Origin of the sequence: Haloarcula sp. KBTZ06 (genome assembly GCF_048595605.1) — an archaeon.
Taxonomy (GTDB): Archaea; Halobacteriota; Halobacteria; order Halobacteriales; family Haloarculaceae; genus Haloarcula; species Haloarcula hispanica.
Map to the genome: position 1 here is coordinate 1,024,687 of NZ_CP184337.1, position 26,146 is coordinate 1,050,832.

Here is a 26,146-nt window from a genome sequence, read left to right on the forward strand (position 1 = left end):
GAGCCTTGCTTCACTTCGTTCAGCAAGACCACGTTTTTGCCGCGAGTGGTGGCCTACGGCCACCCGAGCGGGAAAAAGGTGGTGGGCTAGACATACCCGTGTCGGTGTCGTACCCCGTCTATGGACTTGCCGCGGCATCTCTCACAGCACGACCGGGCGGCGCAGTTGCCGCTGGTGACCGAGGACGCGCAGGTGACGCTCGTCGAACCGATGGACCGTAACCGCAACAACGAGGTGTTGTCCGCGGTCCGGGAGCAAATCGCACCTGTTGGAGACCGGTCGTGGTTGGCGGCCGCCCGAAACGGCTCGACAATCCGGTGGTCGGCGTTGTTCGACCGTTTGCGCGATGCCGGGGCGTCGAAACGGCGGCTCGCGCGAATCGAGACGCTTGCCGAGCGCTTTGACCGCCCCTACCCCTCCCTGCTGCGACTGCGTGTTAAACCCGACGTGGACCTCGATTTCGCGCCCGGCCAGTACGTGACGCTCAGGCTTCACGGCACGCCGCGGGCGTACTCGCTTGCGAACTCGCCCAGCGAGGACGAACTGGAGTTCTGCATCCGACTGGTCCCCGGCGGGAAACTGACCAGTGGGCTGTTCGAACACGTCGACGTCGGCGAGGATGTCGTCGTTCGCGGGCCGAACGGCGACATGGTACTGGACCCGCCATCGAGCCGGGATATGGTCTTTCTGGCCACCGGGACCGGCGTCGCGCCGTTCAAGAGCATGATCGACTACACGTTCGAGCAGGGGCGGGACGTGGTCGACGGCGAGCCCCGCGACATCTGGCTGTTTCTGGGCTGTGGCTGGGAGGACGACCTGCCCCACCGTGAACACTTTCGGCGACTCGACGCCGAGTACGACCACTTCCATTTCGTTCCGACGCTTACGCGCGAACCGCTGCTGACCGACTGGGACGGCGCGACCGACTACGTCCAGTCGGTGTTCGTCAACTACGTCGCAAACGACGCGCTGGAGGGTGCGGACCTGCCGGCGCGGTTCGACGCCGTTCGGGAGCAGCGCCCCCAGTCCGGCGTCGACGCCCGCATTGATCCGTCGAACGTCGAACTGTACGCGTGCGGTATCAGTGCGATGGTATCGACGCTGGTCCGGGCCGCGCGAAGCGTCGGGATTCCCGAGTCCGAAATGCAGTACGAGGGGTTCGGATAGCTACAGCACGCGCTTGCCGAAGGCGCTGGCGACGAGTTCACAGCCCAGTTCGGCGGTGCGGTTGTGTTCGTCGAGAATCGGGTTCACCTCGACCATTTCCATCGAGCGCAGTTGGTCGTGGTACTCGGCGACGTACTCCATCGCGATGTGGGCCTCACGGTAGGAGACACCGCCGCGAACCGGCGTGCCGACGCCGGGGGCTTCTGTCGGGTCGAGCCAGTCGAGGTCGAGCGAGACGTGTATCCCGTCCGTCCCGTCAGTCGCGATTTCTAGTGCCTCCGCGACGACCTCCGGTGCGCCGCGGGTGTCGATATCCGACATCGTGAACGCGGTCACGTCGCTCTCGTACAAACGGCGGCGCTCTCCGTCATCGACATCCCGTAAGCCGACGAGAACAACATTCTCCTCGCGCACCGCAGGGGTGTGGGCCCAGTCGTGGTCGGCAAATGCCCCGTCGCCGAGGACAGCCGCCAGCGACATCCCGTGGATGTTCCCGCTTGGCGTGGTCTCCGGCGTGTTGAAATCGCCATGTGCGTCAAACCAGATGACACCCAGTTCCTCACCATCACGGGCCGCGCCGGCAATGGTCCCGATACCGATAGAGTGGTCGCCGCCCAGCACGAGCGGGAACTGGCCGTCCATGAGCGTGGCGTCGACGGCCGTTGCCACGTCCTCGCACACTTCCTTCGTCTCTCTGAAGAACTTGGCTCGACCGGACGGGAGACCGCCCGCGTCCGGGTCGGATTCCTCCGGTCGCGGCACAGCGATGTCACCGCCGTCGATGCAGTCGATGCCGGCACTCGCCAACTGGTCGGCGAGGCCGCCGTACCGTATCGCTGACGGCCCCATGTCGACGCCGCGCCGGTCGGCGCCGAGGTCCATCGGAACGCCGAGGACGCGAACCTGTGTGTCCATACTCGTGCTTCGACGGGCCAGGACTAAATATCAGTGTTTGCCTGTTCTCCGATAACTTACGTGTAGGGCGCACAGACCAGTTCGATGCCTTCTTCGAAGCTGATCTCCGGTTCCCAGCCTGTCGCGTCGTGCATCCGCGAGAAGTCAGCGCAGGTGTCGTGGACGTACACGTCCTCGGGAATCGGGTTCTCGACGTACTCCGGTTCGATATCCGTTCCGAGTTCGTCGTTCAGCATCTCGACGACGGTGTTGAAGTCGTAGGCCTCGCCGGTCCCGAGGTTGTACACCCCGTTCAGTTCGTGTTCGGCGGCCAGGACGAGCCCGCGGACGATGTCGTCGACGTGGGTGAAATCGCGGGTCTGCTCGCCGTCGCCGTACAGCTTCGGTGCGTCGCCGCCGGCCAGGTCGTCGGCGAACTGTGCGATGACGTTCGCGTACTCGCCCTTGTGTTCCTCCGCGCCGCCGTAGCCCTGATACACCGAGAAGAAGCGCATCCCGGCCAGCGTGAGGTCGTAGTGGTTCTGGAAGTACTCCGCGTACGTCTCCCGGGCCATCTTCGAGGCCTCGTAGCCGGTGTTGACCGTCACGTCCATGTCCTCCGGCGAGGGTTCGGTCCGGCTGCCGTAGATGGAGGACGTCGAGGCGTAGACGATGGTATCACAGCCGTCGTCCCGGGCCTGCTCGACTGTGTTGACGAACCCCTCGACGTTCACGCGAGCGCCGTGGGTCGGATTGTCCTCGTGCATCGCGTAGGACGATAGGGCCGCGAGGTGGAATACCACGTCCACGTCGGTCGGCAGGTCGTCCGCAAGCACGCTCTGCTCGACGTACTCTACGTCGTCTGATACGTTCTCCGGCGTGCCGAGATAGCCGTCGTCCAGAGCGACGACATCGTTGTTCTCGGCCAGTTTGTTCGCGAGGTTTGCCCCGATGAACCCGCCACCGCCGGTCACCAGAACACGCTGACTTTCCATATCTGTGTCAGGTCAGCGCTGGAATAAAGTACTAACGTTTTCCGCGATTCTGGGACGGTTCCAGACGGTTTACCGTCGCATTTAAGGACGGCTGTACCGAACAACAGATTATGTCATCTATCGAACTGACACCCAGTCAAAAGAACATTCTGCAGGAACTGGTAAATCTCTATCGGGAAAGTGAAAGCGCTGTCAAAGGTGAAGACATCGCCGAGAAAGTCGACCGGAACCCGGGCACGATTCGCAACCAGATGCAGAGTCTCAAAGCCCTGCAGTTGGTCGAGGGCGTCCCCGGTCCCAAAGGTGGGTACAAGCCTACCGCCAACGCCTACGACGCACTCCAGATTCAGGACATGGACCAGGCCGCGGAGGTCCCGCTACGCCACAACGGCGAGCTCGTCGAACACTCGAACGTCGAGGAAATCGACCTGACTAGCGTCCACCACCCCGAGGAGTGCCGCGCGGAGATTCAGCTTCAGGGTACGATGTCCGAATTCCACGAGGGCGACTCGGTGACGGTCGGACCGACACCGCTGTCGAAGCTTCAGATTATCGGGACCCTCGAAGGGAAAGACGACACCAACAACAAACTCATCCTCGCTATCGACGATATGCGGGCACCGGCGGGCGAGCCGGAACACTAGTACGTGTCACTGGTCTTTTGAATTGTTTTCCTGCGGTCACCGGGGCCGCGACATACCGTACTTGCCACGAGTCTCGCTGGAAAATCATGCCCCCGCTGAAAGGGATTTCAAAGGGTTTGTATCAGTCGGTTGCGGAGTCTCCGGTATGACAGAGAACGTGGTCGTACTCGGTGCGGGGTACGCTGGTGCGGGGGCAATAAAGAGTTTAGAGGACGAGCTAGACGGTGTGACGGACGTCGATGTGACCTGGATTTCTGAGACGGATTACCACCTGGTCTTGCACGAGTCCCACCGCTGCATCCGGGACCCGAGCGTCCAGGAGAACATCGCTATTCCCGTCCACGAGATCAAACAGCCCTCGACCTCGTTCGTTCAGGACGAGGTCGTCGGCATCGACACCGACGCTCAGGAAGTGGCCCTCGCCGATTCCGACACCGTCGAGTACGACTACCTGCTCGTGGGGCTGGGCTCGCAGACCGCATTCTTCGGCATCGAGGGCCTCGAAGAGCACGCGCTGACGCTCAAGAGCCTCGACGATGCGCTCGACATCCACGACAACATCCAGCAGGCCGCTCGTGACGCCTCCACCAACGACCCCGCACAGGTCGTCATCGGCGGCGCTGGCCTTTCGGGCATCCAGACCGCCGGCGAAGTCGCCGAGTTCCGCGACGAACACAACGCGCCCATCGACATCAACCTCGTCGAAGGGCTCGACCAGGTCCTGCCAAACAGCGACCCCGAGCTTCAGGGTGCCCTGCGCAAGCGCCTGGAAGCCGCCGACGTGAACATCAAGTGCGGCGAGTTCATCGGCGAGGTCGACGAGGAGACGGTGTACATCGGCGACGAAGACGAACTGGACTACGACGTACTGGTCTGGACTGGCGGCATCACCGGCCGCGATTGTATGCAAGATGTCGACCTCGACAAAGACGAGCGTAACCACCGCGTCCACGCGGAAGGGAACTTCCAGACCGACGACGAGCACGTCTTCGCTATCGGCGACTCGGCGCTGATTGACCAGCCGGGCGACCAGCCCGCCCCGCCGACCGCCCAGGCCGCTTGGCAAGCCGCCGAGGTCGCTGGCGAGAACCTGGCTCGTGCGGTGCGGGGCCAGCCGCTGAAGACCTGGACCCACAAGGACAAGGGGACGGTTGTGTCGGTCGGCGAGAAAGCCGTCGCCCACGACGTTGTGAACATGCCCATCGAAACCTTCGGCGGGATGCCCGCGAAACTGCTGAAAAAGGCGATTGCCGCCCGCTGGATCAAGGACGTTACTGGCGTCGGTCGGGCCGTCAAGGCCTGGCCCGACATGTAGTACCTTTTTACTTCGTCGGGTGTCCTCACGCGCTCTTCGAGCGCGCTGCGGGCACCACTCCTCGCAAAAATCTACGCTAAAAACGACCGTCTCGCTCCCGCTGGTCGCGAGACGTAAAACCGCGCGCCGATGGCGCGCGGTATGCTGTTTCTACCGCGTTGCGACTGCACAGCGCCCGCCGCCGCTACCGCTCTGCTACTGCAACAGCACCTGCTGGCGACTAGCAGCGGTTAGAAATCGGACTAGCGGTCGATAGAGAGGCCGGCGTGCCACCCGTCGGCGTCGGCCTCCTCGACGGCCGCGTCCATCTCGGCGAGATAGGAGACGGCGAGGCTGGCGCATTTCGCTGCCTTGCGCTCGCCTTCGGTTCGGAACTCGCCGGTGACGCGGTTGGCGTACACCGTACAGACAGCGCCGGCCCGCAGGCCGTACAGGTTCGCGAGCGTGAGAATCGTCGCGGCCTCCATCTCGAAGTTGAGGACGCCAGCCTCTTGGAGTGCCTCGATGCGTTCGTCGCTGCCGCTGGCCTCGAAGTCCTCGAATCCGGGGCGCGATTGGCCGGCGTAGAAACTGTCTGTCGAGCAGGTGACGCCGAGGTGGTAGTCGTAGCCGAGCTCCTCGGCGGCGGCGACGAGCGCCGAAACGATCCGGTGGTCGGCGCTGGCGGGGTAGTCCTCGCGGACGTACTCCTTGCTGGTCCCCTCCTGCCGTACTGCGCCAGTCGTGATGACGAGGTCGCCGATACTGGCTTCCTCCTGAATTGCGCCACAGGACCCGACCCGGATGAACGAGTCAGCGCCGACGCGGGCCAGTTCTTCGAGCGCGATTGCGGCCGACGGGCCGCCGATACCCGTCGAGGTCACAGAGATGGGCGTGCCGTCGTGAGTGCCCGTTGCCGTGCGGTACTCGCGGTGCTCGGCGACGATGTCGTGGTCGTCCCAGTAGTCGACGACCTTTTCGACGCGCTCCGGGTTCCCCGGCAGCAGGACGCTGTCGGCCACGTCGGCCTCGCTCACTTCCAGATGGTACTGTACGTCGTCGTTCGGGTCTTCACTATCGCTTGTCATTTGTCGAGATGGTCGCTGGTGATTGTTGTCGGCAGGAGCTCCCCGAGCTCGTACACCGTCGGCTCGTCGCCGTCGGTGATGATCTCGAACGACTCGTCACAGAACTCGCTGAACGTCTGTCGGCACATCCCACAGGGAGTGACGCCGTCGCGCTTGCCAGAGGTGACGGCGACGCGTTCGAATGACTGGTGGCCGTCGCTGACAGCCGCGCCGATGGCTACTTCTTCGGCGTGCAGGCTGTTGCTGTAGTTGGCGTTCTCGATGTTACAGCCGGTGTAGACGCTGCCGTCGCTCGTTTCGAGCGCCGCGCCGACCGTGTACTCCGAGTACGGCGCGTACGCCTCGTCAATGGCGTCTCTCGCTGCGTCGAGGAGGTCCTCCATGCACTGGGCGTCGAAGGGCCGTGTAGAAATTCTATCGGTCTCGGAAGCGGGCGGGCGTGCCTGCTTCGGGTTCAGGCGTCGGCTGCACTGACAGCGTCAACAGCGTCACGGACCGCCTGTGTGGTTTCCGAGACCAGCGCGTCGATGTCGTCGCTCTCGGCGTAGACGCGGACGTACGGCTCGGTGCCGCTCGGGCGAACGAGGGTCCACGACCCGTCGTCGAAGGAGAGCCGGACGCCGTACTCCGTGGAGACGTCGGCCTCGGGGAACGCGTCCGGCAGGTCGGATTCCAGTCGCTCCATCGTTTCGGCTTTGGCGTCGTCGGGGCACTCCACACTTACTTTCTCATAGGGTCGCTCGGAGATGACAGCCCGCCTGTCGCCCACACTCTCTCCGGCGAACAGGCGCGTCAGCACGGCTGCGCTAGCAACGCCGTCGATCCAGCCCCCGAAGGCGGTGTGGATATGCTTCCAGGGTTCGGCGGCGAAGACGACTTCGGTTTCGTCGGTCGCATTCGCACGAACGTCGGCGATGCCGACGTGGAGCGAACCGAGGTGGATGCGCTCGACGCGGCCGCCGGCGGCCTCGACACGCTCGTCGATACGCCCGGAGGCGTTGGGCGTCGTCACGACCACCGGGTCCGAAACGTCAGCGGCACGCGTATAGTGCTCGGCGAGCATCGCGAGTATCGTGTCCTCGTGGATGACATCGCCGTCGGCGTCGACGACGACGATTCGGTCGGCGTCGCCGTCGTGGCCGAACCCGAAGTCAGCGTCGGATTCGGCGACGAACTCGCGGAAGTCGGCCAGCGTCTCCGGCGTCGGCTTGCTCTCGCGGCCAGGGAAGGTACCGTCGACGTTCGCCTCCGTCGCCAGCACGTCGGCACCCAGTTCCCGGAGGACCTGCGGCGTCGCCACGCTGGCCATGCCGTTCCCGCAGTCGACGGCGACTGTCAGCCCCGACGGGTCGCCGCCGAGCGACTCGGCGTAGTCGGCGACAGCACCTCGGTACTCGTCGAGGTAGTCGACCGATTCTGTGTCGCCCCAGTCGCGCCAGGCAGTCGGCGTCGAACCGTCCTCGATTCGCCCTTCGATGCGCGTTTCGTCGTCGTCGCCGTACTCGGTGCCGTCGGCGAACACCTTGATGCCGTTGTCCGTCGGCGGGTTGTGGCTCGCGGTAATCATCACGCCGTGGCGGCCCTGTGAGGCATACGCCAGTGCCGGCGTCGGCACGCGGCCGATTCTGACGACTCGCGCGCCGGCGCTTTGCAGTCCCGCGGCCATCGCATCAGCGAGCGCTGGCGAGGTCACGCGACCGTCGTACCCCAGTACGAACGTCTCGCCGTCCTGCCCAGTAGCCTGTCCAACTTGCAGTGCAAGGTCCGGCGTCACCTTCGATACGACATCACCGCGGATGCCCGCGGTCCCGAACAGTTCCATACCGGCGATGCGGAAGCCGACCGTATAATTCTCTCGTTCGCACGTCAGTTCAGGGTCGCCGTGTGGCCGGTTGGACGAGAACGATGGCTGATGTTGGATACAAACAGGTCAAAAGGGGCCGCGATGTGCCGGGTTACAGCAGTTCGTCGAAGTCGTAGCCGTTGATGTCGACGCCCTCGGCGGTGACATCGGCGAGGTAGATGCCGTTACCGGAGCCGGTGTCACGCTCGGCGGCGGCGTTGATCGAGGCGGCCGCGACCTCTTTTGCCTCCTCGTTTGTCATGTCTTCCTCGTAGCGGTCTTCGAGGGTCCCGTACGCGACGGTGAGCCCGGAGCCAGTGACAGTGTAGTCGTCTTTCATGACGCCGCCGGCCGGGTCGATGGAGTAGACGTGGTGGCCGTCGTCGTCGACGCCGCCGAGGATAGGGTTGATGGCGAAGAAGGGGCCGCCCCGGGCGAAGTTGCCGGCCAGCGTCGAGAGGGCCTTCATGCTGATGTCCTCGCCGCGTCGTGCTTCGTAGAGGTTGACCTCGGCGCGAAGCGTCCGGATGAACGACTGTGCGCCGCCGACGCTCCCGACGAGGGTCAGCGCCGCCGTGGGGTGAATCTGCTCGACCTTCTGGACGTTCTTGTTCGAGACGAAGCGACCACCGAGCGAGGCGCGCATGTCAGTCGCGATGACGACGCCCTCGGACGTGCTGATGCCGATGGTGGTCGTCCCGGTCTTGTTCACCTTCTCCGAATCCTGTGCGGACTGTTCGGGGAGCTCGCCGACTTCGGGCGCGTACGGGTCGCTCTGGAACTCGTCAGCAGCCTGGGGTCCAGAAAGCTCCGGCCCCGGAGTCATATCTCGCATTACTGTGCGATACTAGTCGGGCGCTGATAAAACCTCTTTTCCTAGTGGGGCCTGACCGCCACCGTCCGGCCAGGCGGCTATCGGCTGCCCGCGTTACGCGCTCGCCTGGTCGTAGGCCTCGTTGAGTCCCGACACGGCCCGGTCCATCGGCAGTCGGAGACCGAACTGCTCCGTGAGCATCGCCACCGGCAGCAGCATGATGCCCAGCAGCAGGGTGAGTTGATACAGTGCCAACAGCGTTGCGGTGTACAGTCGAGCTACCATCTTCCTCGGTCGTTCCAGAGTGAGTCTGGTATATAAGTCTTGTCGCCGGATTTCAGTTACGGACTATCGATTGTGAAGAACTACTGGCCCGCTGTCTTGCGGTTTGCTGAAATGCCTGAGAAAACGGACGACTACCCGAACGACTCCCCGATCAGACATAATGGGAACGTGAGTCAGAGGGCTGGTTCACATAAGTTATAGAGATAGTAATGGTGACGTGCGCAACAGAAGCGAATCAAAACTATCGAATAGTCGGGCCACGAGAGCTAGTGTATGAACTACCTCGTGGCGATGGAAGCAGCCTGGCTGGTTCGTGACGTAGACGACATCGACGACGCTATCGGTGTCGCAGTGAGTGAAGCGGGGAAGCGGCTCAACGAGGCCGAGATGGACTACGTCGAGGTCGAGGTCGGCGCGACCGGCTGCCCGGCCTGTGGCGAACCGTTCGACTCGGCGTTTATCGCGGCCGACACGGCGCTTGTCGGACTGGTGCTCGAAATGGACGTGTTCAACGCCGAATCCCCCGAACACGCCCAGCGGATCGCCAAGAGCGAGATCGGTGGCGCACTCCGGGATGTCCCGCTGAAAGTCGTCGAGGTCTTCGAGACCGAAGCCGACGAGGACGAAGCCGAAGCCGAAGCATAATCGGCGCTCCACTTGATTCGCCCGCCGCAGTAGCCGTGGGCTTTTTATATTACCTCTGGTAATTAGCGGATATGGACTTACCGACGCCACAGGACCTGCGGGAGCGCCGCAACGAACTCGGGCTAACTCAGAGCGAACTGGCGAAGCGGGCTGACGTCTCTCAGCCCCTTATCGCTCGTATCGAAGGCGGTGACGTGGACCCGCGGCTGTCGACACTCCGCCGGATCGTGACTGCACTGGAAGAGGCCGAGGGCGGCATCATCAAGGCCCGCGACCTGATGAACTCTCCCGTCGTTGGCGTCGCGCCCGACGATTCCGTTCACCAGACGAAAGACCTGATGGACGAGAAAGGATACTCGCAGGTCCCCGTCATCCGGGACGGGGCACCGCAGGGACTCATCGGCAACTCCGACATCCGCCAGCGGCCCGAAGAGAACGTCGGCGACCTTCCGGTGGCTGAAGTGATGAACGAATCTATCGCGACCGTCGAGCCCGACGCACCCATCGACGAAGTCGATGCTTACCTGAACCACAATGCCGCCGTGATGGTCGTCGAAGGCGGGGAAACTATCGGTGTCATAACCGAAGCGGACATCGCGCGTACGGTCAGCTAACTCCGATTCTCAGATGCGCGAACCGCGATAGTGACTCCGTAATGCCCGTAGGAGGGGCTTAAAACCGAAAACGGTGTCAGGGGTATATGTCTATTCTCACCAATGAGAGACGTATCGACATGCCCAATCCCAGCGACCCACTGTATGCCGAACTCGAAAAGGCCCTCGAGAACGCTGAAAGCGAAGCGGCCAGATACCACATCCGGCAGGCACTCCAGATACGGATCGCGGAGGAGACCGCCGGCAAAGACATCTTGTCCGCCTGATCGGTTTCTGTCAGCTCTTCGAACCGCTCAGTCGGTGAGTTCGAGCCCGTGAATCGCGACCGCCTCGTCTCCGTCAGCTACCGTCCCAATCACGCGAGCGTCCTCGCTTTTCTCGACGATCTCGTCGGCGTCAGCTTCGGGGACTGCGGCGACGAACCCAGTACCCATATTGAACGTCCGGTGCATCTCTTCGTCGGTTACCTTGCCTTCCGCCTGAACGAACTCGAAGACGGGCTGGGCCTCGAAGGGGTCCGTGATCTCGTACCGGTGACTCCCCATCCGCGTGAGGTTCGTCCAGCCGCCGCCAGTGACGTGGGCGGCCGCGTGCGTCTCGTTGGCTCGGAGCGGCTCCAGTACCTCACTGTAAATCTGTGTCGGCGTCAACAGTTCCTCGGCGATGGTTCTGTCGGGGTTCGGCGGGAACGGGTCGGTGTACTCGTGGTCGCGCGTGACCGCCTCGCGTGCGAGCGTGAGGCCGTTGGAGTGGATGCCGGAGGACGGCCAGCCGACGATGGCGTCGCCGGGTTCGGCCTCGCCGGGGAAGACGGCGTCTTTCGGTGCCAGTCCGGCGCAGGTGCCGGCGATATCAAGCCCCTTGATGACGTCCGGCATCACGGCAGTTTCGCCGCCCACGAGCGCCACACCGGCCCGCTCGGCCCCCGTCCGGAGCCCCGCGCCGATGTCCTCGCTCGTCTCCTCGTCCGGCGTCTCGACTGCGAGGTAGTCGACGAACGCCACCGGCTCGACGCCGGTCGCGATGAGGTCGTTGGCGTTCATCGCGATGCAGTCGATACCGATAGTCGAGTAGTCGTCGACGGCCTCGGCGACGAGGAGCTTGGTGCCGACCCCGTCCGTCGCGAGCGCGAGGTACTGGTCGCCGATGTCGACGAGCCCCGCGTAGTCGCCCTCGAACTCGCCGGCCGCGCCGATGAGCGCCTTCGTGGCCGCCTCGCTGGCGTCGATGTCCACGCCGGTTTCCGCGTAGGTCAGCCCCTCCGTATCTTCGTCGCCTGTGTCCTCGGTCTCGGGTTCACCGTCGGTCATACCCGAGAGCGTGCGTGGCGCGGGCAAAAGAGCGTCGTTCCGGCGGAGCGTTGCGCCCGCTCAGAGAACGAACAGCGCGCCGACTCCGAGCAGAATCGACGGAACCGCCACGGCGAGAAACACCGGTGTGCTCCATTCCCGGACCGTTCGGCCGTCGAGCGGACCGAACGGCAGCATGTTGAAGCCGGCGAGCAGGAGATTGATCTGCAGGCCCATCCGCGCGACCTCCCAGAGGAAGCCGCCCGTACTCGACAGGAGCGCCGCGACGAACGGCACGAGGAACACGACGGCGAGCGCGAGGTTCGTTACCGGTCCGGCGACGGCGATGAGGCCGTGTTGCTTCGCCGTGAGACGGCCACGATGAACGACCGCGCCCGGCGCGGCGAACAGGAAGCCGACGAGGCCGCCCAGGACTGCGAACCCGAGCATCCGGTAGTCGGCCTTGAACGCGGCGATCTGACCGAAGCGGACGGCGACGACCTTGTGGGCCAGTTCGTGCAACAGGAAGCCGACGCCGACGGTCAGCAGGCTGACGGCGAACGTGCTGGCGATTTCGGCCGTCGACAGCCCGCCGAACTGGCCGAAGACGATGCGGCGGAACTCCCGTTCGAGGAAGAACGTAAACGCCAGTCCGAGCGCGAGCCAGGCGACGAGGAGGTCCCGGAGTTCGCGCTGGCTGAAACTGAGGCCGCCGACGGTCCGGCCTCCAGCGGTTCGCTGTCGGCGACCCGCCATCAGAGGACCCCCACGAGAATCTGCGTCCCTTCGCGGACGCCCTGCCAGAGCAGGCGCGAGACGCCCTGCATCCCGCCGATGTCCGACGAGATATACGGGATCAACACCGGGAAGACGACGTATGAGGCGATTGCGCTGCCGACGTTCGTCAGCGCGACGACGAGGATCAGCCGGAACAGCGGCACGCCGCGCATCTGGCTGACGAGGTCCATTACCGGCGACTCCTGGTCGTTGAGTATCTCGTTGAGCGTCGCGATATCGCTGATGTTGACGGAGATGTATCGCAGTTCGACGTAGCCCGCGAACCAGCCGGCGGCAAGCAGCGGAAACAGGCTCGTCAGCCAGCCGAACGCGCCGGCGGCGGCCGCACTCGACCAGTGTGCGCCGGCCACCTTCGCCAGTCCGCCGGCCAGTACGGCGTTGACGGCGACCAGCGCGACGAACAGCTCTAGCAGCACCGCCTGGCTCGCGCCACCGAGGATGAGCAGGCCGAAGAAGACGAGGAAGACGACGCCGAAGCCGTAGCCGACGAGCTTGTACAGTGAAAAGCGACGACCGCCTTCGGTTCCAGTGAGCGACTCCATCGGTGGGAGCGTCTCCGGGTCGTCGAGATAGCCCTGAATCCCCTCGCGGTGGCCGGCTCCGACAACGGCGAGGACGTGATAACCGGCCTCACGGAGGGCGATGAGCCGATGGGCGATGAACGCGTCGCGTTCGTCGATGAGCGCCTCCGCGCCACCGGGGGAGAACTGACGGAACTCCTCCATCATCGCGCTGACGACATCAGTGTCTGTCAGTTTCTCCATGTCGAACTCCTCGACGTCGGCCTCACCGCGGAACCGGACCAACAGGGCGGCGATGGGAATCCCGATGCCGGCCGAGACGACACAGATGAGCAACAGCGTGTCGAGCAGGCCCTCGGCCGTCCCGCCAAGACCACCCGGCAAAACCGAAAGGGCACCGCTCGGAACGATGAACGGGCCACCGAAGGCCCCGGCGACGACCGCAAACAGCCCGCCGAAGACGGCACCGATGGTCAGCCCGACGGTCAACGGCGGCCCCATCTCGGCTGCGAGGCTGCCGACGAGCTTGAGTTTCTCGACGGCTGTCAGCCGCGCCCAGAACCGCTGGACGGTCGTCTGAATGTCCCGGTCGACGAGTGCGACGCCCAGACCGAGCCGTTCGGCGGTGTCGATACCCGCCTTCATGTCCGCACCCGGCTCGATGTCGAACCGGTCGCCCAGTCTGGTCTGGATGTACGACAGCATCCAGTACGCGAGGAACTGAAAGACGGTGTTCCCGCGAAGAAGATCGCTCGCATCGAGATCGTCAGGCGTTTCACCCTTGATCTGGCGATACCGGCCCTCGTCGAGTTCGACGGCGACGATATCGGGCTCGGATTCTTCGATCGCTGATTCCACTTCCTTGACGCTGTGCTCGGAGACGTGGGCGGTTCCGACGACATCGACGCGTCCCGCTCCTGACGGGTCCGGGAACTCGTCTGCCGCCGACTCCGCGTGTTCGGTCATCACCCGCGTTACACATTCGTTTCCTTTACCCTTGTCGGGTCCGGGTGACTGCCGAGAAACGGCGGTCGAAATCATGTTTGCGGCATTGTATGTTCCCGTTACGCGGCGAAGCTATTACCGACTCTCGTGTTAATACAGCCACAGATGCCGTGGTAACTACTGGACGGTGTCGGGGTTTGTAAATACGCAATAGATTTGCCGATTCAAAAGACTGATATGTACAGGGTCAAACTGTATCGGATATACGATGTATGACCTGACTGGATTCCAGCGGGACCTGCTGTACGTCATTGCAGGCCTTGACGAGCCCCACGGGTTAGCGATCAAGGAAGAACTCGAAAACTACTACGAGAGCGAAGTCAACCACGGCCGACTGTATCCGAACCTTGACACGCTCGTCGAAAAGGCGCTTATCGAGAAGGGCGAACGCGACCGCCGAACGAACTTTTACACGCTGACCAAGCGCGGCCAGCGCGAACTCGACGCCCGGAAAGAGTGGGAAGCGCAGTACGTTTCGGCATAGCCACGTTTTCGACGCCCGTCCGACAGACTCAACCCAGGTGCTGGCCAACCTCGCGCCATGCCGACGGTACTGGAAACCTATATCGAGAACCGCTGGATGGTTCAGCCCAACCACTCGAACCACCTGGGTTCGACTCACGGAGGGAACGTACTGAAGTGGATGGACGAACTCGGGGCGATGTCGGCGATGCGCTTTGCCGGCGAGACCTGCGTCACCGCGCGGATGGACCAGGTGAACTTCAAACGGCCGATACCTGTCGGTGACACAGCTCTCATTGAAGCGTTCGTCTACGACACGGGCGAAACGAGTGTCAAAGTTCGACTTCGAGTCGCCCGAGAGAACCTCAGAACCGGCGAGACTGAGTCGACAGCGGAGTCGTACTCGGTGTACGTCGCGGTCGACGAGGACAGGAACCCGGTTCCCGTTCCCGACGTGACGGCCGAGACTGACCGCGGGGAACGACTGCGACAGCGCGCCCTCGACGGGGAAGCGAACCGCTGATACTGTCTGCTGTACTCACGCAATGGATATTGCCACCTCGGAGTGACGACGACCGTCAGAGAGACAGCCAACAGTACGACCTTTATTCCGCTCCGCTGCCAACCACGACTATGACACTGGATGTCGAGACGCCGGAACGGCCGGAACTGTCCACCGGCGTCGCTGCCGACGAGTACGACGACGCCGAAGTACAGGGCGACGAATACCGGCGCGAGGAGCTCGCCGCGGCCCTCGACGACGGCGCGTGGGCGGAGGCCTTCGAGGAGTGGGCCGCGGACGCGTCGCTCGATGCCGACCAGTGGGCCATCGTCACGGATCTAGGCCTCATCGAGGAGTTCGATTTCTTCTGGGACTCCTTCGCGGGCCGTGTCGGCTACCATGCCCCGGGCTTGCCCGAAGACTGGCGTGAACGGGAGATTCACCCGGACATCGACTCCTGGGGCACTGTCTCAGGTATCAACGCCGGACTGACCGAGTTCGGACAGGTCGTCTGTGAGGTACTGGCCGACGAGTACATCGACTGGGAAGCGGAGGAAGTCGGTGCGGACGACCTCCCGGACTTTTGAGCGTCGTATCGTTTGCACTACCCGGGAGTCAGTGTCGGTACAGCACACCCACGGCGTCGGTTGCGAATCGCTTCGGACAGCCCGGTCAGGGACCGGCAGCCTGATAACGACCCACGCGCTTGCACCAGATATGGCTGAAATCGTCACCCCACGCAAACGCGAGTGTGAGCGGTGTGGGCGGGTCGACGAGTGGGACCCAGAACAACACAGTTGGCGCATCGTCACCGACGACGACACCAAGCAGTCCGGCGACCCGCACTGCCTCCACGAGTGGGACATCAACGGCACGTTCAATCCGCTAGCCGAGTGAGCGCGGTACCGCTGCTGTCGGTTTTTTCGCGAGCATGGACCACTGCTAGAACGCAGTCCGTCGACGGAATCCTGTAAACAGTCTCAAGTGGATCGAACAGGCGGTCGGACAGTGACAGACCGCTGTGACTCCGTTATGCGCCCGCTTCAGCCGCGTCCTCGGTCATCGGGGTGCGCGATTCACCGCTGGTCTCGTCGCCCTGCTGAATCGTTATCGGCTCCAGTTCGACGGTTGCGGCGGAGTCGTCCTCACCGATGACCTGTCCTTCAGTGACCTCAGTCGTGCCGGTAAAGCCGGTCCGGTTCCCGTCGTTGGTCCCGATTGCTGTGAACTGGTACTGAGTCTCGGCACGGACGCTCACGTTCGTGTAGCCCTCGTCGGTCCCCCAGTTGTCGTATCCGGTAGTCGAGTAGGGAACGGTCATCTCGAAGTTCCCGTTCTGGTCGGTCTGGGTCCGCTGGCGGTAGACGAACGTCTTGTTCGTGGCCGGGTTACGCATCTCCACGGCGGTCCGCACTGTCGTGTTCGCCGGTCCAGTTCCTTCGACCGTCGCACCGGGGACGCGCTCGAATATCTTCGTCCAGGCCGAGTGCCGGTACTGCGAAGTGTCTGGGAACGCCTCGGTCTCACTGGACCCAACCAGGCGGTAGTGCTCCATCGCCGGAACCCGCTCGGGTGGAGCGCCACCGTACCCACCGAGTTGTGAGGTCGTGTCCTGTTCGACGTACTGACGGGCTTCCTCCATGCTCTGGAACTGGCGAACGATCTGTCCCTGCCGCTGGCCCTCCGGTTCCTCTTCGTTGGTCGGCGCACCACGGTACTGGCCTCCCTGGCGAGTCTCCTTGTTCTCCCAGTCGATGACAATCGGTTGCGGCTCCGCGGCACTGCCGTGGAACCGGTACAGCCGAGTGACCATCGTCTCGTAGTAGGCCTGCTGCTGGAACGTCACCTGCTGGACACCGCCGCCCCGAGACTGGACGTACATTCGACTGTAGAAGTCACTGGCCTGCACCCCGTCGACGAATGCCGATGGAGCGAAAAACTTGCCACGGTAGGGGTCGTTCCCGTTCGTCTCGACCATCCGCCAGTCGACGGCCACGTACCGCGTCTTCGCGTCATCCTCGTCTGTGCTGTCGAGGACATCGTTCGCCTGCGTTTCGTTCTGTGCAACTAGGAACGGGGCAGCCGTGTCCGTTCCCTGCTGGAAGGGGTTCGCATTCGGGACGCGCTCGGCCCTGGTAGTAATCCAGTGCCCGTAGTCCCACCACGACAGGACGCCGTACTGCCCTTCCTGATAGTCGAAGTCCTCTTGTTGCTCGTACGTACCGTAGTAATCGAGCGTCGCGTCGCCACCGGAGCCGTACGCGCCCTCCGCAGGCGTGTTCCCTTCCATCCACTGCAGGCTCTCGTCCCAGCCCTGGATACTTGGGCCGGGGCCGGTCTCGCCAGCCTCGACCGGCGACGTCGTACCGAAGGCGAACAGCGGGACGACGATGACGAGGAGTACCGTGAGAATTGTCATGACCTGATAGTATTCGATCCCGTCGTCGGCGCTGAAATCGAACCAGAGTATAAACCGACCGACGACCATCCCTGACAGCACTGCGATTGGCGCAGCGATATAGTACGCGAACCGCTGCTGGGTGAACGTGGCAAGCAGAATGAACAGCGCCCAGACGACGACGAGTAGCTCTTCGGCGGGGGCGTCGTCGGAGAGGAGCTGCTTTCCGAGCAAAAACAGGCCACCGATCGCCGCAACGATGACAGCGAACCCGTGTGCATTAAACAGAACGCCGGCGTCCCGCAGTGGGGCCGCTTCGCCGACGGTGCTGGCCGTTTCGCTGATGGAGAATCCGATGACCCGCATTACGTTTCGCGTAAAGAACTCCCACAGAGTAGGGGTCAAGACGGCCATCAGGACAGCCCCGATAGCGAGAATCCCGAACACGGTCGCAGGGTACACGTACCGGCCGTACTCGCGCTGCTCCATGAATCGGGCCAGCCATGCCATGAACACGCAACCGAGGCCAACGGCCAGTGCCAGACCCGGCTGTAGCAGCGACTGAGAGGTCGCTGTGATTTCAAGGACGGTGATTCGAGACGCGCTCACTACAGCGGTAGTCGTCATCGTGATTGCGCCCGCGATGGCCGTGTGTTCCGGACTGCTGTCGTGAACGTACTCCAGACACAACCGGAGCAGGAAGAAGACACCGAGTATCCCGAGAAGGAGTACACCCGGCGGCCAAACCCAGAGATACAGCGCAATCGCCACACCGGCCAGCATGGACCAACTGATGGTGTCCCGCAATGCATCGATATCTCGCTCAAGGAACTGCTCGTAGATCGGCTTGTCCCGCGCGGCGATGCTGACAGCCACCATGACTCCGAGGACACCGAGTACCTGAAAGAGCGCTTCAGCGACGTGGTGGTCGGAGAAACCGACGAGGCTCCGCCGCAGGAGCCACCCCGTCGAGAATGCCATCACAGTAACTGCAGTTACACCACCGAGGCGGCCGCCGAGTCGCCGTCCGATGAGGTACGTCGGAACCGCAACGAGCGTCCCGAACACGGCCGGCGCGAACAGGAGCGTCATCGCGACCGTCTGGTCGCTGGGCGAACCCAGACCGATAATGAGGGCAACCGTCGCGATGATCTGATCGAACAGCGTCCCGAACTGCCCGTTACTGGTCCCGTACGGGAACGCGGTCCAGGGGTCGAACGGCATCGTCGCAGGCCAGTTCTGGACCACGTACTGCGTCGAACGGTAGTGGTACCAGGCGTCGTTCCCGCTGAACAGCACCTCGCCATCAACGATAAAGTTCTGCCAACTCCGGACACGATTCCACAGCATGAACCCGAGCAGTACCAGGAGGACCGGAACGTGGTACCAGCGCTCGGCCCACTCCAGGGCGGACTCGAGTTCGGGGTTGTCGTCAAGATAGCCCCGTGATTGACTCATTGCACGGAAAAACTGCCAAGGCGCGCATAAGCCTTTTGACCTCTGTGCGAGCGCAGGATGGAAACGCCTAACAGCACCGGTGGCACACCACCGACCATGCGAGTCTCGGTCGTGCTCTGTACGCACACGATGGAGCGGTACGACGACTGCCGGACGGCGGCCGAGAGTGTCTTAGCCCAGACCTACGACGACGTGGAACTCGTACTGGTCTCGGATGGGAACCGCGAAGTGTACGAACAGTACGACTCTGACTACGGCGACCGGGACGCTGTCCTGACTCACTGCAACGATGCAAACGTCGGACTGCTAGAGAGCCGGAACAACGGGGCCGAAGTCGCCACCGGTGACGTAGTCGCGTTCATCGACGACGACGCAATCGCCGATGAAGAGTGGGTCGCGGCGCTAGTCGATGCCTACGAACGACACGACGCCCTCGCGGTCGGCGGCCGAATGACGCCGGCGTGGGTCGCCGGCAAACCGAGCTTTCTCCCCGAGGAGTTCTACTGGCTCATCGGCGTCACCCACCGTGGCTTTGGCCCGAATGGCGACCCCGACGAACCCGGCGTCGTCCGCAACACCTTCGGCTCGAACATCTCCTTCGACCGGGACGTGTTCCTTGAACTGGGCGGCTTCGACGACGATATCGGCGGCCGCCAGGGCGAGAAGAACCTCCAGGGCGGGGAGACGGAACTCTGTGCGCGCTTGCGAACGGAATACGACGAGGGAGTGTACTACACCCCGGACGCGCTCGTCGCGCACAAGATATTCGACTACCGAACCGACCCCGGGTGGCTCGTCGACCGCGCGTTCTGGCAGGGGTACTCGAAGCGCGGCATGGAGGTGTTTGTACCGGAATCGACCGGCGAGGAGTCCGATTTCCTCAGCGACCTCCTGTTTCGGTTCCTCCCGTTACGTCTCCGTGGACTCGTCGAATCTCCGTCGCTCGGCGCAGTCCTGCAGCTGGTCTTCCTGTTTCTTCTCACCAGCAGTGTCGGCGTGGGATACCTTTACGGAATGTACGTCTGGAGATAGCACTGACCGGTCTACAGTACGACGTTACTCAACGTATCCAAGGTCCTGAAGTCGCTCTTGGACCTCTTCTGCCTGTTCGTTCCTTTCGACATGGGTATCAGTACCTGCTTCCGTCATCGATACACGTCCATCGGTGCTGGTAACGGTGTAGTCGTTGGTTGCGAGTCGGAGTGAAGCCGTATTGTGCCAGGGCGCAATTGTCAGCGTATACGACCTGGATTCTGATCGAATATCGATACCGTTCCACTCCTCGGGCGGATCTATGCCGGCTTGAGTAGCGATCATCGGCCCAATGTCGAGGAGACTACACCGATCTCCAGTAAGCGAAATATCGTTGCTGACAATGGGAACGGTGACCAGCTTATCGGCTGTTCGCCTGCGCTGTGGTTGATGATAGTAGTACCCCTCTTCCCCGAATTCATCGCCGTGATCTGAGGTGAATATGAACGTCGGATCACCATCGAGATCCATCAAAAGATCTTCAATGACGGTATCGACTCTTGAGAGGGCATTTTTATAGGCCGATGTAATCTCTTGGTGTTCGGAATCCTTGAGCGAGGACGGTGAAAACAAGGCTTTCCTATCGAGTGACCTCGAAATGGCGTCATCACCACGGCCATATGGCCGATGGCTACCCATTAAATGCACCCACATGAACCGAGGCCCAGTAGCTTCGTTGAACTGCTCTATTGCTTGCTCGACAACCGCTTTATCAGTCGGAAGATCGGACATTTTCGCATGTGGCGGAAAGAAGCGATGGTAGACTTTTCGAAGAAGATCAAACTGCCCGAGAATCTCCCGTCGGTTGCTGCCGCGATTGCCTGCATCAACGAAATTCTCGTACTTATCGAACCCCTGATTGAAATTGAACACTTCGTCAAGTTGTGGGCTCGGAGCTAGACCGATTGTCGTGTACCCGGCGTTCGACATGACTTCGGGTATTGTTGGTCCAGCTACAGCCGACTTCATCGTTGCCTGGTACTGACTAGACAGGAGGCCTGCTAGACTCGGCCTGGTGTAATGGCCGACTGTCGTTCCCGATTGTGTTGGGAATCCCGAAAGAAACTCCATCTCTTCGATGTAGTCATACCGGACCGAATCAGCTGTAATCAGCACGATATCGTTCATTTACTTGGGATTGACAGTCGGGCATTATATCCCTTCTTGAATCAGGTTTCGAAGTTTCAGGAACGGAGAGTATGAACGGCATATACGGCGCCACCGATAATATTGTTTATTACTCGGAGAATAAGCTGCATTACGACTCCGAACGTCAACGCGACACCGTCTCCGACTCCCACCGAAGTGAACAGATATAGATACGCGCTCTCACGCACCCCAAAGCCTTGGATTGATATCGGCAAAAAGAGGAAGAGTTCCACTAGTGGAATAAATACAAAAAAGTACACGAGTGGTATCTCAATCCCAAGCCCCAAGGCGACGACGTAGTTGCTGGCGATCAGTAAGACTCGGAACACGACCGAAAGTAAAAGTGCAATGACCACTGCTCGTTTGGCTTGACGATACTCGTACACTGCAGTGTACAATCTTTCAGCCCGGTTCCCGATGTCGAGCACTTGTATGTCAAAAATCGTTGTTTCTAGGACTGGACGTAACAGGTCAGTAAATAGCAATAGTGGTATCGTAATTATCCCGACCGCACAGCCGAGGAGTACCATATCTGCGATCCGAGTCGGAACTAGTTCGTAGCCAAATGCGACCGCAACCAAAACGATACACAAGATCGAGTAGAGGCCAGCAATCCGCTCAATCACGACAGAAGAAACTGATGCGGATCCGTCGTTTGTATCCGCATAGAGGTAGTACATCCGTGCAGTGTCTCCACCGATAATTGATGGGAGGAACGCATTGAAGAACTGGCCGATGTAGTAATAAACCCAAGCGGTGAGGAGCGTTAATTTTATACCTTTCACAGAAAGCAGAACTCGCCACTTCCAAGCGCTGAGGCCGACACCAAGAACACTTAGTCCAACAGCGATAATTAGTGTGACTGGCTCAAGCGTTTGGAGATGTTCAATGAGTGTGTCGAATCCGACTCTACTGATCACATACCAGAGTAGTATTACACTGATAGAAACGCGAAGCAAAGCCGAGAGGATGCTACGGATGTCTGTGTTTCTTCTTGACATACTAATACAGGGTGTCAGCTATAGGTCACTTGTTTTCCGCGCCACCGCCGATAACTACTTCCACACGGTAGGGGTCTCTCTCAATGTAGTGTAACTTTGTAATCATCTCCGCCAGAAATCCGAACATAATCAAAATAAGGCCAAATAGAACGAGTGCAACCGTTAGTACAAGTCGGGGAAGATTTGGCAGTAGCGGGACACCCAATACGTACTTCGAGAACACTGCATGAATCCCGATTAGCATCCCTATCCCAAACGAAACCAATCCGAACCCACCGAGGAAGTGAACCGGTCGGGTTGAGTACCGGTTCCAGAATACCTGAAACAAGAGGTCAACAAAGCCCCTTATGAGTCGTTTCGTGCCGTATTTTGAACTGCCCTCCGTCCGGGGGCGATGGTTAACTGGGATTTCTGTAATTCTGTAGCCCCGGTTGTACAATTTTGCCGGAATATACCGGTGACCCTCTCCATACAACTCTATTTCGTTAAGAGCATCTGACCGATATGCCTTCAGAGTACAACCGAAATCGTGGATATCTGGCCCGGTCCAGCGTGCCATCCGTGTCTGTATCGCGGATGGTATCGTCTTTGTCAACGGGTCGTTCCGGTCTCGCCGCCAGCCACTGACGCAATCATAGCTATCGGATTCGCTGTCCCCACTTATCAACATATTGAGGAGGTCCGGAATGTCTTGTGGGTCGTTCTGTCGATCAGCATCAAGAGTTACGATAAATTCGCCAGTTGCTTGTTTGATACCCGCGTTCAAGGCTGCACTTTGTCCAAAGTTGCGGGACAGTAATAATCCGAGAACGTTCTCATTGTGTTCTGCCAAGTCACGGATAACGCTCCTAGTACCATCGGTACTACCATCATCAACGATAACGATGTTATATGGCGAAAATGCCGGTTCGTCCTGGAATACTGACTGGATTTCCTCGATTAGTGGCTCGACATTATCCACTTCATTGTACGCTGGCAGTACAACGGAGGTTCGAACCTTGTCATGGTCTTCACCTGTGAATTCACTTGCGTTACCCCGTACGTCCTCTGTCGTCGCCATTATGTGATGCCGTGACTGTGATTCTTCAAGCAGGTTTATTAACAGTTGTCATTCACAGTACTGCCCACGATAGAAATCATATAGAGTCGTTGTATCGGTAGTTGTTAGTAATTGTCTTCTGGGGCTGGAGAATACTCAGTAATCTCAGCACGAAGAACAAGTTATGATAACCATGTGCAGAGGGTACTCTCGTAAAATCGCACAGACTATTACAGTCAGTGGGTAATCAAGAAGAAATGCCCTCTAATCTGTGGAACAGAATCAGTAAGTCGGTCCGACGTGAGCCGGTTGTCCCGATCATTGCGCTCGCTGCGTTCCTGTTGATGTTCTTCGGTACCTGGCGACTGCGGCCGCATCTGACGTTTCCGGACGAAACCGGCGCTATCGAACTCGCTCTCAGGATGGGATACGAGCAGAACCCCTTCATCGATAACTTCCGGAAGGGTGGGAACCTTCACCTCTACCTTCTGGCGCTCTCTTTTGTCCCGGTGACGCTGTACTGGCTCGTGACCGGACAGTTCGGCGACATCATGTCGGGCGCAGCTAGCGTCGGCAGCTCGCCGAGCTGGGGTGTGTCGCCTGATCTTCTCACAGCCTTCTACGACGTGCTGTTCGCCGGTCGGCTAGTATCTGTCCTGTTCGGTGTTGGGACTGTTGTCGTCCTCTATTACCTCGGTAGAGAACTACTGGACCGCCGTGCCGGAATCCTTGCGTCCGTTTTTCTCACGACTTCTGTCGGGTATGTCCTCACCGCCCACTACGCAACTGAGGACGTCCCGATGACGTTCTTCCTCATGCTCGGGTTCCTGCTAACGGTTCGTGCGTTTCATTCGAGAGAGACCAGAACGCTGTTGGCTGCCGCACTGGTCGCTGGCCTGGCAGCGTCAACGAAAGCAACGGCCGGGCTCCTCGTTCTTCCGATCGCTATCGTCATCATCGAACGCCACTGGGACGGGTCGAGGACCGTTGGTGAGTTCGTCAAAGCGGTTTGGAGGTACCCGACGCTAACTATACTCAGCTACGTCACTACAACGCCATCGATATTCGTCCATCCGGGTTCATGGGCCGACGAGATATCTCGATATATCTACCGAAGTACGAGCGATTCTGTTGCGTACAATTGGTCGGACCCGGGGTGGCTCATCCAGCTCGCACACCTCGCCGAAGGGCAGGGAATCATGCTATTCCTGTTTTCTATACTGTCCGTACTGCTTGTCATCGCCTTCCTCTTGCGGGGTACCCTCGACAGTGCGGTTTGGCTGTTGCTCGTCTATGCCATCCCGTACTTCATCGTCATCACGCAAGGGAATATGACACAGTTCCCTCGGGTAATGCCGCTCTTCCCGATTCTCGCGGTCCTCGCTGGTATCGCTGGCTCGGAGTTGAGTCAGTTCTCCCATCCGGTCCGTCTAGCCGGGATCGGACTTCTAACGCTTGTCATTGTCTTTTCTGGCGTACACACGACCGTTGGTGTCGCAGATATTAACGAATCACGTCAGGAGGCCACGGCGTGGACACACGCCAACCTAGATAGCTCCGACACTGTTGACGTGTACTCGCAGCAAGTGTATCTCCCAGAATTTCCAGACGAGACAACTGTGAACCGATATGAAATCCACTCCACCTTCCCCCGAGAAAACTGGCAGCCAGGGCTTGAACGTCTGGACTGTAACGCGCCCGAGTACGTCGTGCTCTCCAGTTACCACTACTTCCGCTTTTTCAAGGATCCGTCCGTGTTCCCGGATGTGACTGAACGCATGTCGGCGCTGTTTGCCGAGGAAGACTACGAAATCGTCCGGACGTTCGGTCCGCCGGTGAACACCGAACTCAGCGCGGAGCGAAAGTTCAGAGACAGCGCCGGACTTTCGTCGTTCCCCGAGGACGGAAATCCGACTATCCTCGTGATGAAGCGGATAGACGATGAACCGACCTGTTAATGACAACTATATGTCTAAATCACTCCCCGGGACCCGTTCTCTCCACCCACGGACACTACAGGGTAGCCAGCGAATCACCCGTGACACTGGGCGAAAGTGGCATCTATGACTGACGAATCGCTCCAGAGCGTCTGCGTCGTGACCCATCCCCTCGCCGCTGCTGGCGAGAACGCCACACGAAGCCTACTCGACATCCTGTCGGCTGTGACATCAGTCGCGCTCGTGACGGCTGACCTGCCGGCTGATTCCGAGATTCGCGACCGGCACGAACTCGTCGAGCTCACGCGAAAAGGCGCGGGCGACTCCGTCGTCACCGCCGCCGTCCGGTTCCTGCTGAACCAACTCCGGATGTGTCGCGTTATTGCTGACCGTGACGAGGACGTAGTCCTGTTTTTCGGCGCAACGTCGTACCTGCTTCCCATTATCGCGGCGCGGTTGCTCGGTAAAACGGTTCTCGTCGAACCCCGCGGCGACGTGCCGCTGACGCTCCGGCTGAACTGGGAACAGCAGTTGCCGGACCCGGTGGCTGCCGGGCTCGCCGGTGCCGTCCGTGCACTCGAACGAGCCGGCTTCGCCGCGGCTCACGGCGTCATCACGTACACGCCCGAGATGGCCCGCCAACTGGACCTGCATCCGGAATCCCCGACCGTGTATCCGACGGGGGCGCGCCACGTCCGGACGGACGAATTTCGCGTCCAGCAGCCCTACGCCGGCCGCGACCGCGTCGTTGGGTTCCTCGGACGGCTCGACGAAGAGAAGGGCATCCGGGAACTCGCTTCTGTCGCCGCGGAACTACCTGATGACGTGACGTTCCGGTTCATCGGTGACGGTGACCTCCGTGAGTGGCTGGAAACCGAACTCGCGTCTGAAATCGAACGTGGCGCAGTCGAACTCACCGGCTGGGTGGATCACGACGACGTACCCGATCAACTCAACGATCTCTCGCTGCTCGTGTTGCCGTCACAGCCGACGGAGGGACTACCGACGACAATTCTGGAGGCGCTGGCCTGCGGAACGCCGGTACTGGCCTCGCCGGTTTCGGGCGTTCCAGACGTTGTCCGCGAGGGCGAAACCGGCTTCCTGCTCGATTCACGGGAGCCGGCGGCGCTTCGACAGACAATACTCGATATTCTGGACCGAGACGACCTCGACAGCATCAGCGAGAACGGACGCGATCGAATCGAGACCGAGTACAGCTTTGAGGCGGCCTGCGAGCGGTACAGGTCGATACTTGTGGCGTGCAATCGGTAG

Annotated in this window: 27 protein-coding genes; 13 read left to right on the top strand and 14 right to left on the bottom strand. The window is 60.9% G+C overall.

Features of this window, described 5'->3' with window-relative positions:
- The first annotated feature begins 120 nt into the window (after positions 1-120).
- The gene (locus ACNO8S_RS05465) at positions 121-1,167 is read left to right on the top strand and encodes an FAD-binding oxidoreductase (RefSeq protein ID WP_014040066.1); all 1,047 of its coding nucleotides are present in this window, start codon (positions 121-123) and stop codon (positions 1,165-1,167) included.
- On the opposite strand, the gene rocF is transcribed toward ACNO8S_RS05465, so the two are convergent.
- A complete protein-coding gene (gene rocF, locus ACNO8S_RS05470; protein WP_014040067.1) occupies positions 1,168-2,082 on the bottom strand; it encodes an arginase in 915 nt (304 codons plus the stop codon).
- A 56-nt stretch (positions 2,083-2,138) separates the two neighbouring features.
- A complete protein-coding gene (locus tag ACNO8S_RS05475) occupies positions 2,139-3,056 on the bottom strand; it encodes an NAD-dependent epimerase/dehydratase family protein (protein ID WP_014040068.1) in 918 nt (305 codons plus the stop codon).
- Between the two features lie 110 nt (positions 3,057-3,166).
- Here ACNO8S_RS05475 and ACNO8S_RS05480 point away from each other — a divergent pair, with 110 nt between their 5' ends.
- Positions 3,167-3,700: an Rrf2 family transcriptional regulator gene (locus ACNO8S_RS05480; RefSeq protein WP_004515710.1), complete on the top strand. Its 534-nt coding sequence runs from the start codon at positions 3,167-3,169 to the stop codon at positions 3,698-3,700.
- 145 nt (positions 3,701-3,845) lie between these two features.
- The gene (locus ACNO8S_RS05485; RefSeq protein ID WP_420182611.1) at positions 3,846-5,015 is read left to right on the top strand and encodes an NAD(P)/FAD-dependent oxidoreductase; all 1,170 of its coding nucleotides are present in this window, start codon (positions 3,846-3,848) and stop codon (positions 5,013-5,015) included.
- 242 nt (positions 5,016-5,257) lie between these two features.
- Here ACNO8S_RS05485 and ACNO8S_RS05490 read toward each other — a convergent pair whose 3' ends face one another.
- The 5 genes from ACNO8S_RS05490 to ACNO8S_RS05510 all read right to left on the bottom strand — a co-directional run bounded on the left by ACNO8S_RS05490 (position 5,258) and on the right by ACNO8S_RS05510 (position 9,024).
- Positions 5,258-6,082, bottom strand: coding sequence for a nucleoside phosphorylase (locus tag ACNO8S_RS05490; protein ID WP_420182612.1), 825 nt, complete (start codon positions 6,080-6,082; stop codon positions 5,258-5,260).
- Entirely contained in the window at positions 6,079-6,465 is a 387-nt protein-coding gene (gene cdd / locus ACNO8S_RS05495; protein ID WP_004593122.1) for a cytidine deaminase, read from the bottom strand. Before cdd ends, ACNO8S_RS05490 begins: the two co-directional genes overlap by 4 nt.
- Before the next feature lie 71 nt (positions 6,466-6,536).
- Positions 6,537-7,904: a phosphopentomutase/phosphoglucosamine mutase gene (locus ACNO8S_RS05500; protein ID WP_420182613.1), complete on the bottom strand. Its 1,368-nt coding sequence runs from the start codon at positions 7,902-7,904 to the stop codon at positions 6,537-6,539.
- Positions 7,905-8,037: 133 nt separating this feature from the next.
- Positions 8,038-8,751, bottom strand: a complete 714-nt coding sequence (gene psmB, locus ACNO8S_RS05505) for an archaeal proteasome endopeptidase complex subunit beta (protein ID WP_008309732.1) — start codon at positions 8,749-8,751, stop codon at positions 8,038-8,040.
- Positions 8,752-8,853: 102 nt separating this feature from the next.
- Positions 8,854-9,024: a hypothetical protein gene (locus ACNO8S_RS05510; RefSeq protein ID WP_420182614.1), complete on the bottom strand. Its 171-nt coding sequence runs from the start codon at positions 9,022-9,024 to the stop codon at positions 8,854-8,856.
- Positions 9,025-9,297: 273 nt separating this feature from the next.
- Here ACNO8S_RS05510 and ACNO8S_RS05515 point away from each other — a divergent pair, with 273 nt between their 5' ends.
- The 3 genes from ACNO8S_RS05515 (at position 9,298) to ACNO8S_RS05525 (ending at position 10,549) form a co-directional block, all read left to right on the top strand.
- Complete coding sequence (locus tag ACNO8S_RS05515; RefSeq protein ID WP_004515717.1) at positions 9,298-9,669, top strand: DUF555 domain-containing protein; 372 nt, start codon at positions 9,298-9,300, stop codon at positions 9,667-9,669.
- A gap of 71 nt (positions 9,670-9,740) precedes the next feature.
- A complete protein-coding gene (locus tag ACNO8S_RS05520) occupies positions 9,741-10,283 on the top strand; it encodes a CBS domain-containing protein (protein WP_420182615.1) in 543 nt (180 codons plus the stop codon).
- Between the two features lie 86 nt (positions 10,284-10,369).
- Positions 10,370-10,549: a hypothetical protein gene (locus tag ACNO8S_RS05525; protein WP_014040074.1), complete on the top strand. Its 180-nt coding sequence runs from the start codon at positions 10,370-10,372 to the stop codon at positions 10,547-10,549.
- A 27-nt stretch (positions 10,550-10,576) separates the two neighbouring features.
- Here the strand turns inward: ACNO8S_RS05525 and purM are convergent, their stop codons facing one another.
- Genes purM through ACNO8S_RS05540 form a run of 3 tightly spaced genes read right to left on the bottom strand, consistent with a single transcriptional unit; the run spans position 10,577 to position 13,857 of the window.
- The gene (gene purM / locus ACNO8S_RS05530; protein WP_420182616.1) at positions 10,577-11,593 is read right to left on the bottom strand and encodes a phosphoribosylformylglycinamidine cyclo-ligase; all 1,017 of its coding nucleotides are present in this window, start codon (positions 11,591-11,593) and stop codon (positions 10,577-10,579) included.
- 60 nt (positions 11,594-11,653) lie between these two features.
- Positions 11,654-12,328: a site-2 protease family protein gene (locus tag ACNO8S_RS05535; protein ID WP_014040076.1), complete on the bottom strand. Its 675-nt coding sequence runs from the start codon at positions 12,326-12,328 to the stop codon at positions 11,654-11,656.
- Complete coding sequence (locus ACNO8S_RS05540; RefSeq protein WP_420182617.1) at positions 12,328-13,857, bottom strand: TraB/GumN family protein; 1,530 nt, start codon at positions 13,855-13,857, stop codon at positions 12,328-12,330. Before ACNO8S_RS05540 ends, ACNO8S_RS05535 begins: the two co-directional genes overlap by 1 nt.
- A gap of 247 nt (positions 13,858-14,104) precedes the next feature.
- Between ACNO8S_RS05540 and ACNO8S_RS05545 the strand changes: the two genes are divergently transcribed.
- From ACNO8S_RS05545 to ACNO8S_RS05560, 4 genes are all read left to right on the top strand, one after another.
- Entirely contained in the window at positions 14,105-14,380 is a 276-nt protein-coding gene (locus tag ACNO8S_RS05545) for a PadR family transcriptional regulator (RefSeq protein WP_004515723.1), read from the top strand.
- 57 nt (positions 14,381-14,437) lie between these two features.
- The gene (locus ACNO8S_RS05550) at positions 14,438-14,881 is read left to right on the top strand and encodes an acyl-CoA thioesterase (RefSeq protein ID WP_008309716.1); all 444 of its coding nucleotides are present in this window, start codon (positions 14,438-14,440) and stop codon (positions 14,879-14,881) included.
- A 110-nt stretch (positions 14,882-14,991) separates the two neighbouring features.
- Positions 14,992-15,447 (top strand): hypothetical protein, encoded by a 456-nt coding sequence (locus ACNO8S_RS05555; RefSeq protein ID WP_014040079.1) that lies wholly within the window; start codon positions 14,992-14,994, stop codon positions 15,445-15,447.
- A 130-nt stretch (positions 15,448-15,577) separates the two neighbouring features.
- Positions 15,578-15,757: an HEWD family protein gene (locus tag ACNO8S_RS05560; RefSeq protein ID WP_014040080.1), complete on the top strand. Its 180-nt coding sequence runs from the start codon at positions 15,578-15,580 to the stop codon at positions 15,755-15,757.
- Positions 15,758-15,890: 133 nt separating this feature from the next.
- Here the strand turns inward: ACNO8S_RS05560 and ACNO8S_RS05565 are convergent, their stop codons facing one another.
- A complete protein-coding gene (locus ACNO8S_RS05565; RefSeq protein ID WP_420182618.1) occupies positions 15,891-18,716 on the bottom strand; it encodes an oligosaccharyl transferase, archaeosortase A system-associated in 2,826 nt (941 codons plus the stop codon).
- A gap of 96 nt (positions 18,717-18,812) precedes the next feature.
- On the opposite strand from ACNO8S_RS05565, the gene aglG reads away from it, so the two are divergent.
- A complete protein-coding gene (aglG, locus tag ACNO8S_RS05570) occupies positions 18,813-19,748 on the top strand; it encodes a glucosyl-dolichyl phosphate glucuronosyltransferase (protein WP_420182619.1) in 936 nt (311 codons plus the stop codon).
- Between the two features lie 24 nt (positions 19,749-19,772).
- On the opposite strand, the gene ACNO8S_RS05575 is transcribed toward aglG, so the two are convergent.
- From ACNO8S_RS05575 to ACNO8S_RS05585, 3 genes are read right to left on the bottom strand one after another with little or no spacing between them, the layout of a single operon-like run.
- Positions 19,773-20,876 (bottom strand): sulfatase-like hydrolase/transferase, encoded by a 1,104-nt coding sequence (locus ACNO8S_RS05575; protein ID WP_064287911.1) that lies wholly within the window; start codon positions 20,874-20,876, stop codon positions 19,773-19,775.
- Between the two features lie 56 nt (positions 20,877-20,932).
- Positions 20,933-21,898, bottom strand: a complete 966-nt coding sequence (locus tag ACNO8S_RS05580; RefSeq protein ID WP_064287912.1) for a lysylphosphatidylglycerol synthase transmembrane domain-containing protein — start codon at positions 21,896-21,898, stop codon at positions 20,933-20,935.
- A 25-nt stretch (positions 21,899-21,923) separates the two neighbouring features.
- A complete protein-coding gene (locus ACNO8S_RS05585) occupies positions 21,924-22,958 on the bottom strand; it encodes a glycosyltransferase family 2 protein (protein WP_014040085.1) in 1,035 nt (344 codons plus the stop codon).
- A gap of 236 nt (positions 22,959-23,194) precedes the next feature.
- On the opposite strand from ACNO8S_RS05585, the gene ACNO8S_RS05590 reads away from it, so the two are divergent.
- Positions 23,195-24,895, top strand: a complete 1,701-nt coding sequence (locus tag ACNO8S_RS05590; RefSeq protein WP_023843212.1) for a glycosyltransferase family 39 protein — start codon at positions 23,195-23,197, stop codon at positions 24,893-24,895.
- Between the two features lie 105 nt (positions 24,896-25,000).
- Entirely contained in the window at positions 25,001-26,146 is a 1,146-nt protein-coding gene (locus tag ACNO8S_RS05595; protein ID WP_420182620.1) for a glycosyltransferase family 4 protein, read from the top strand.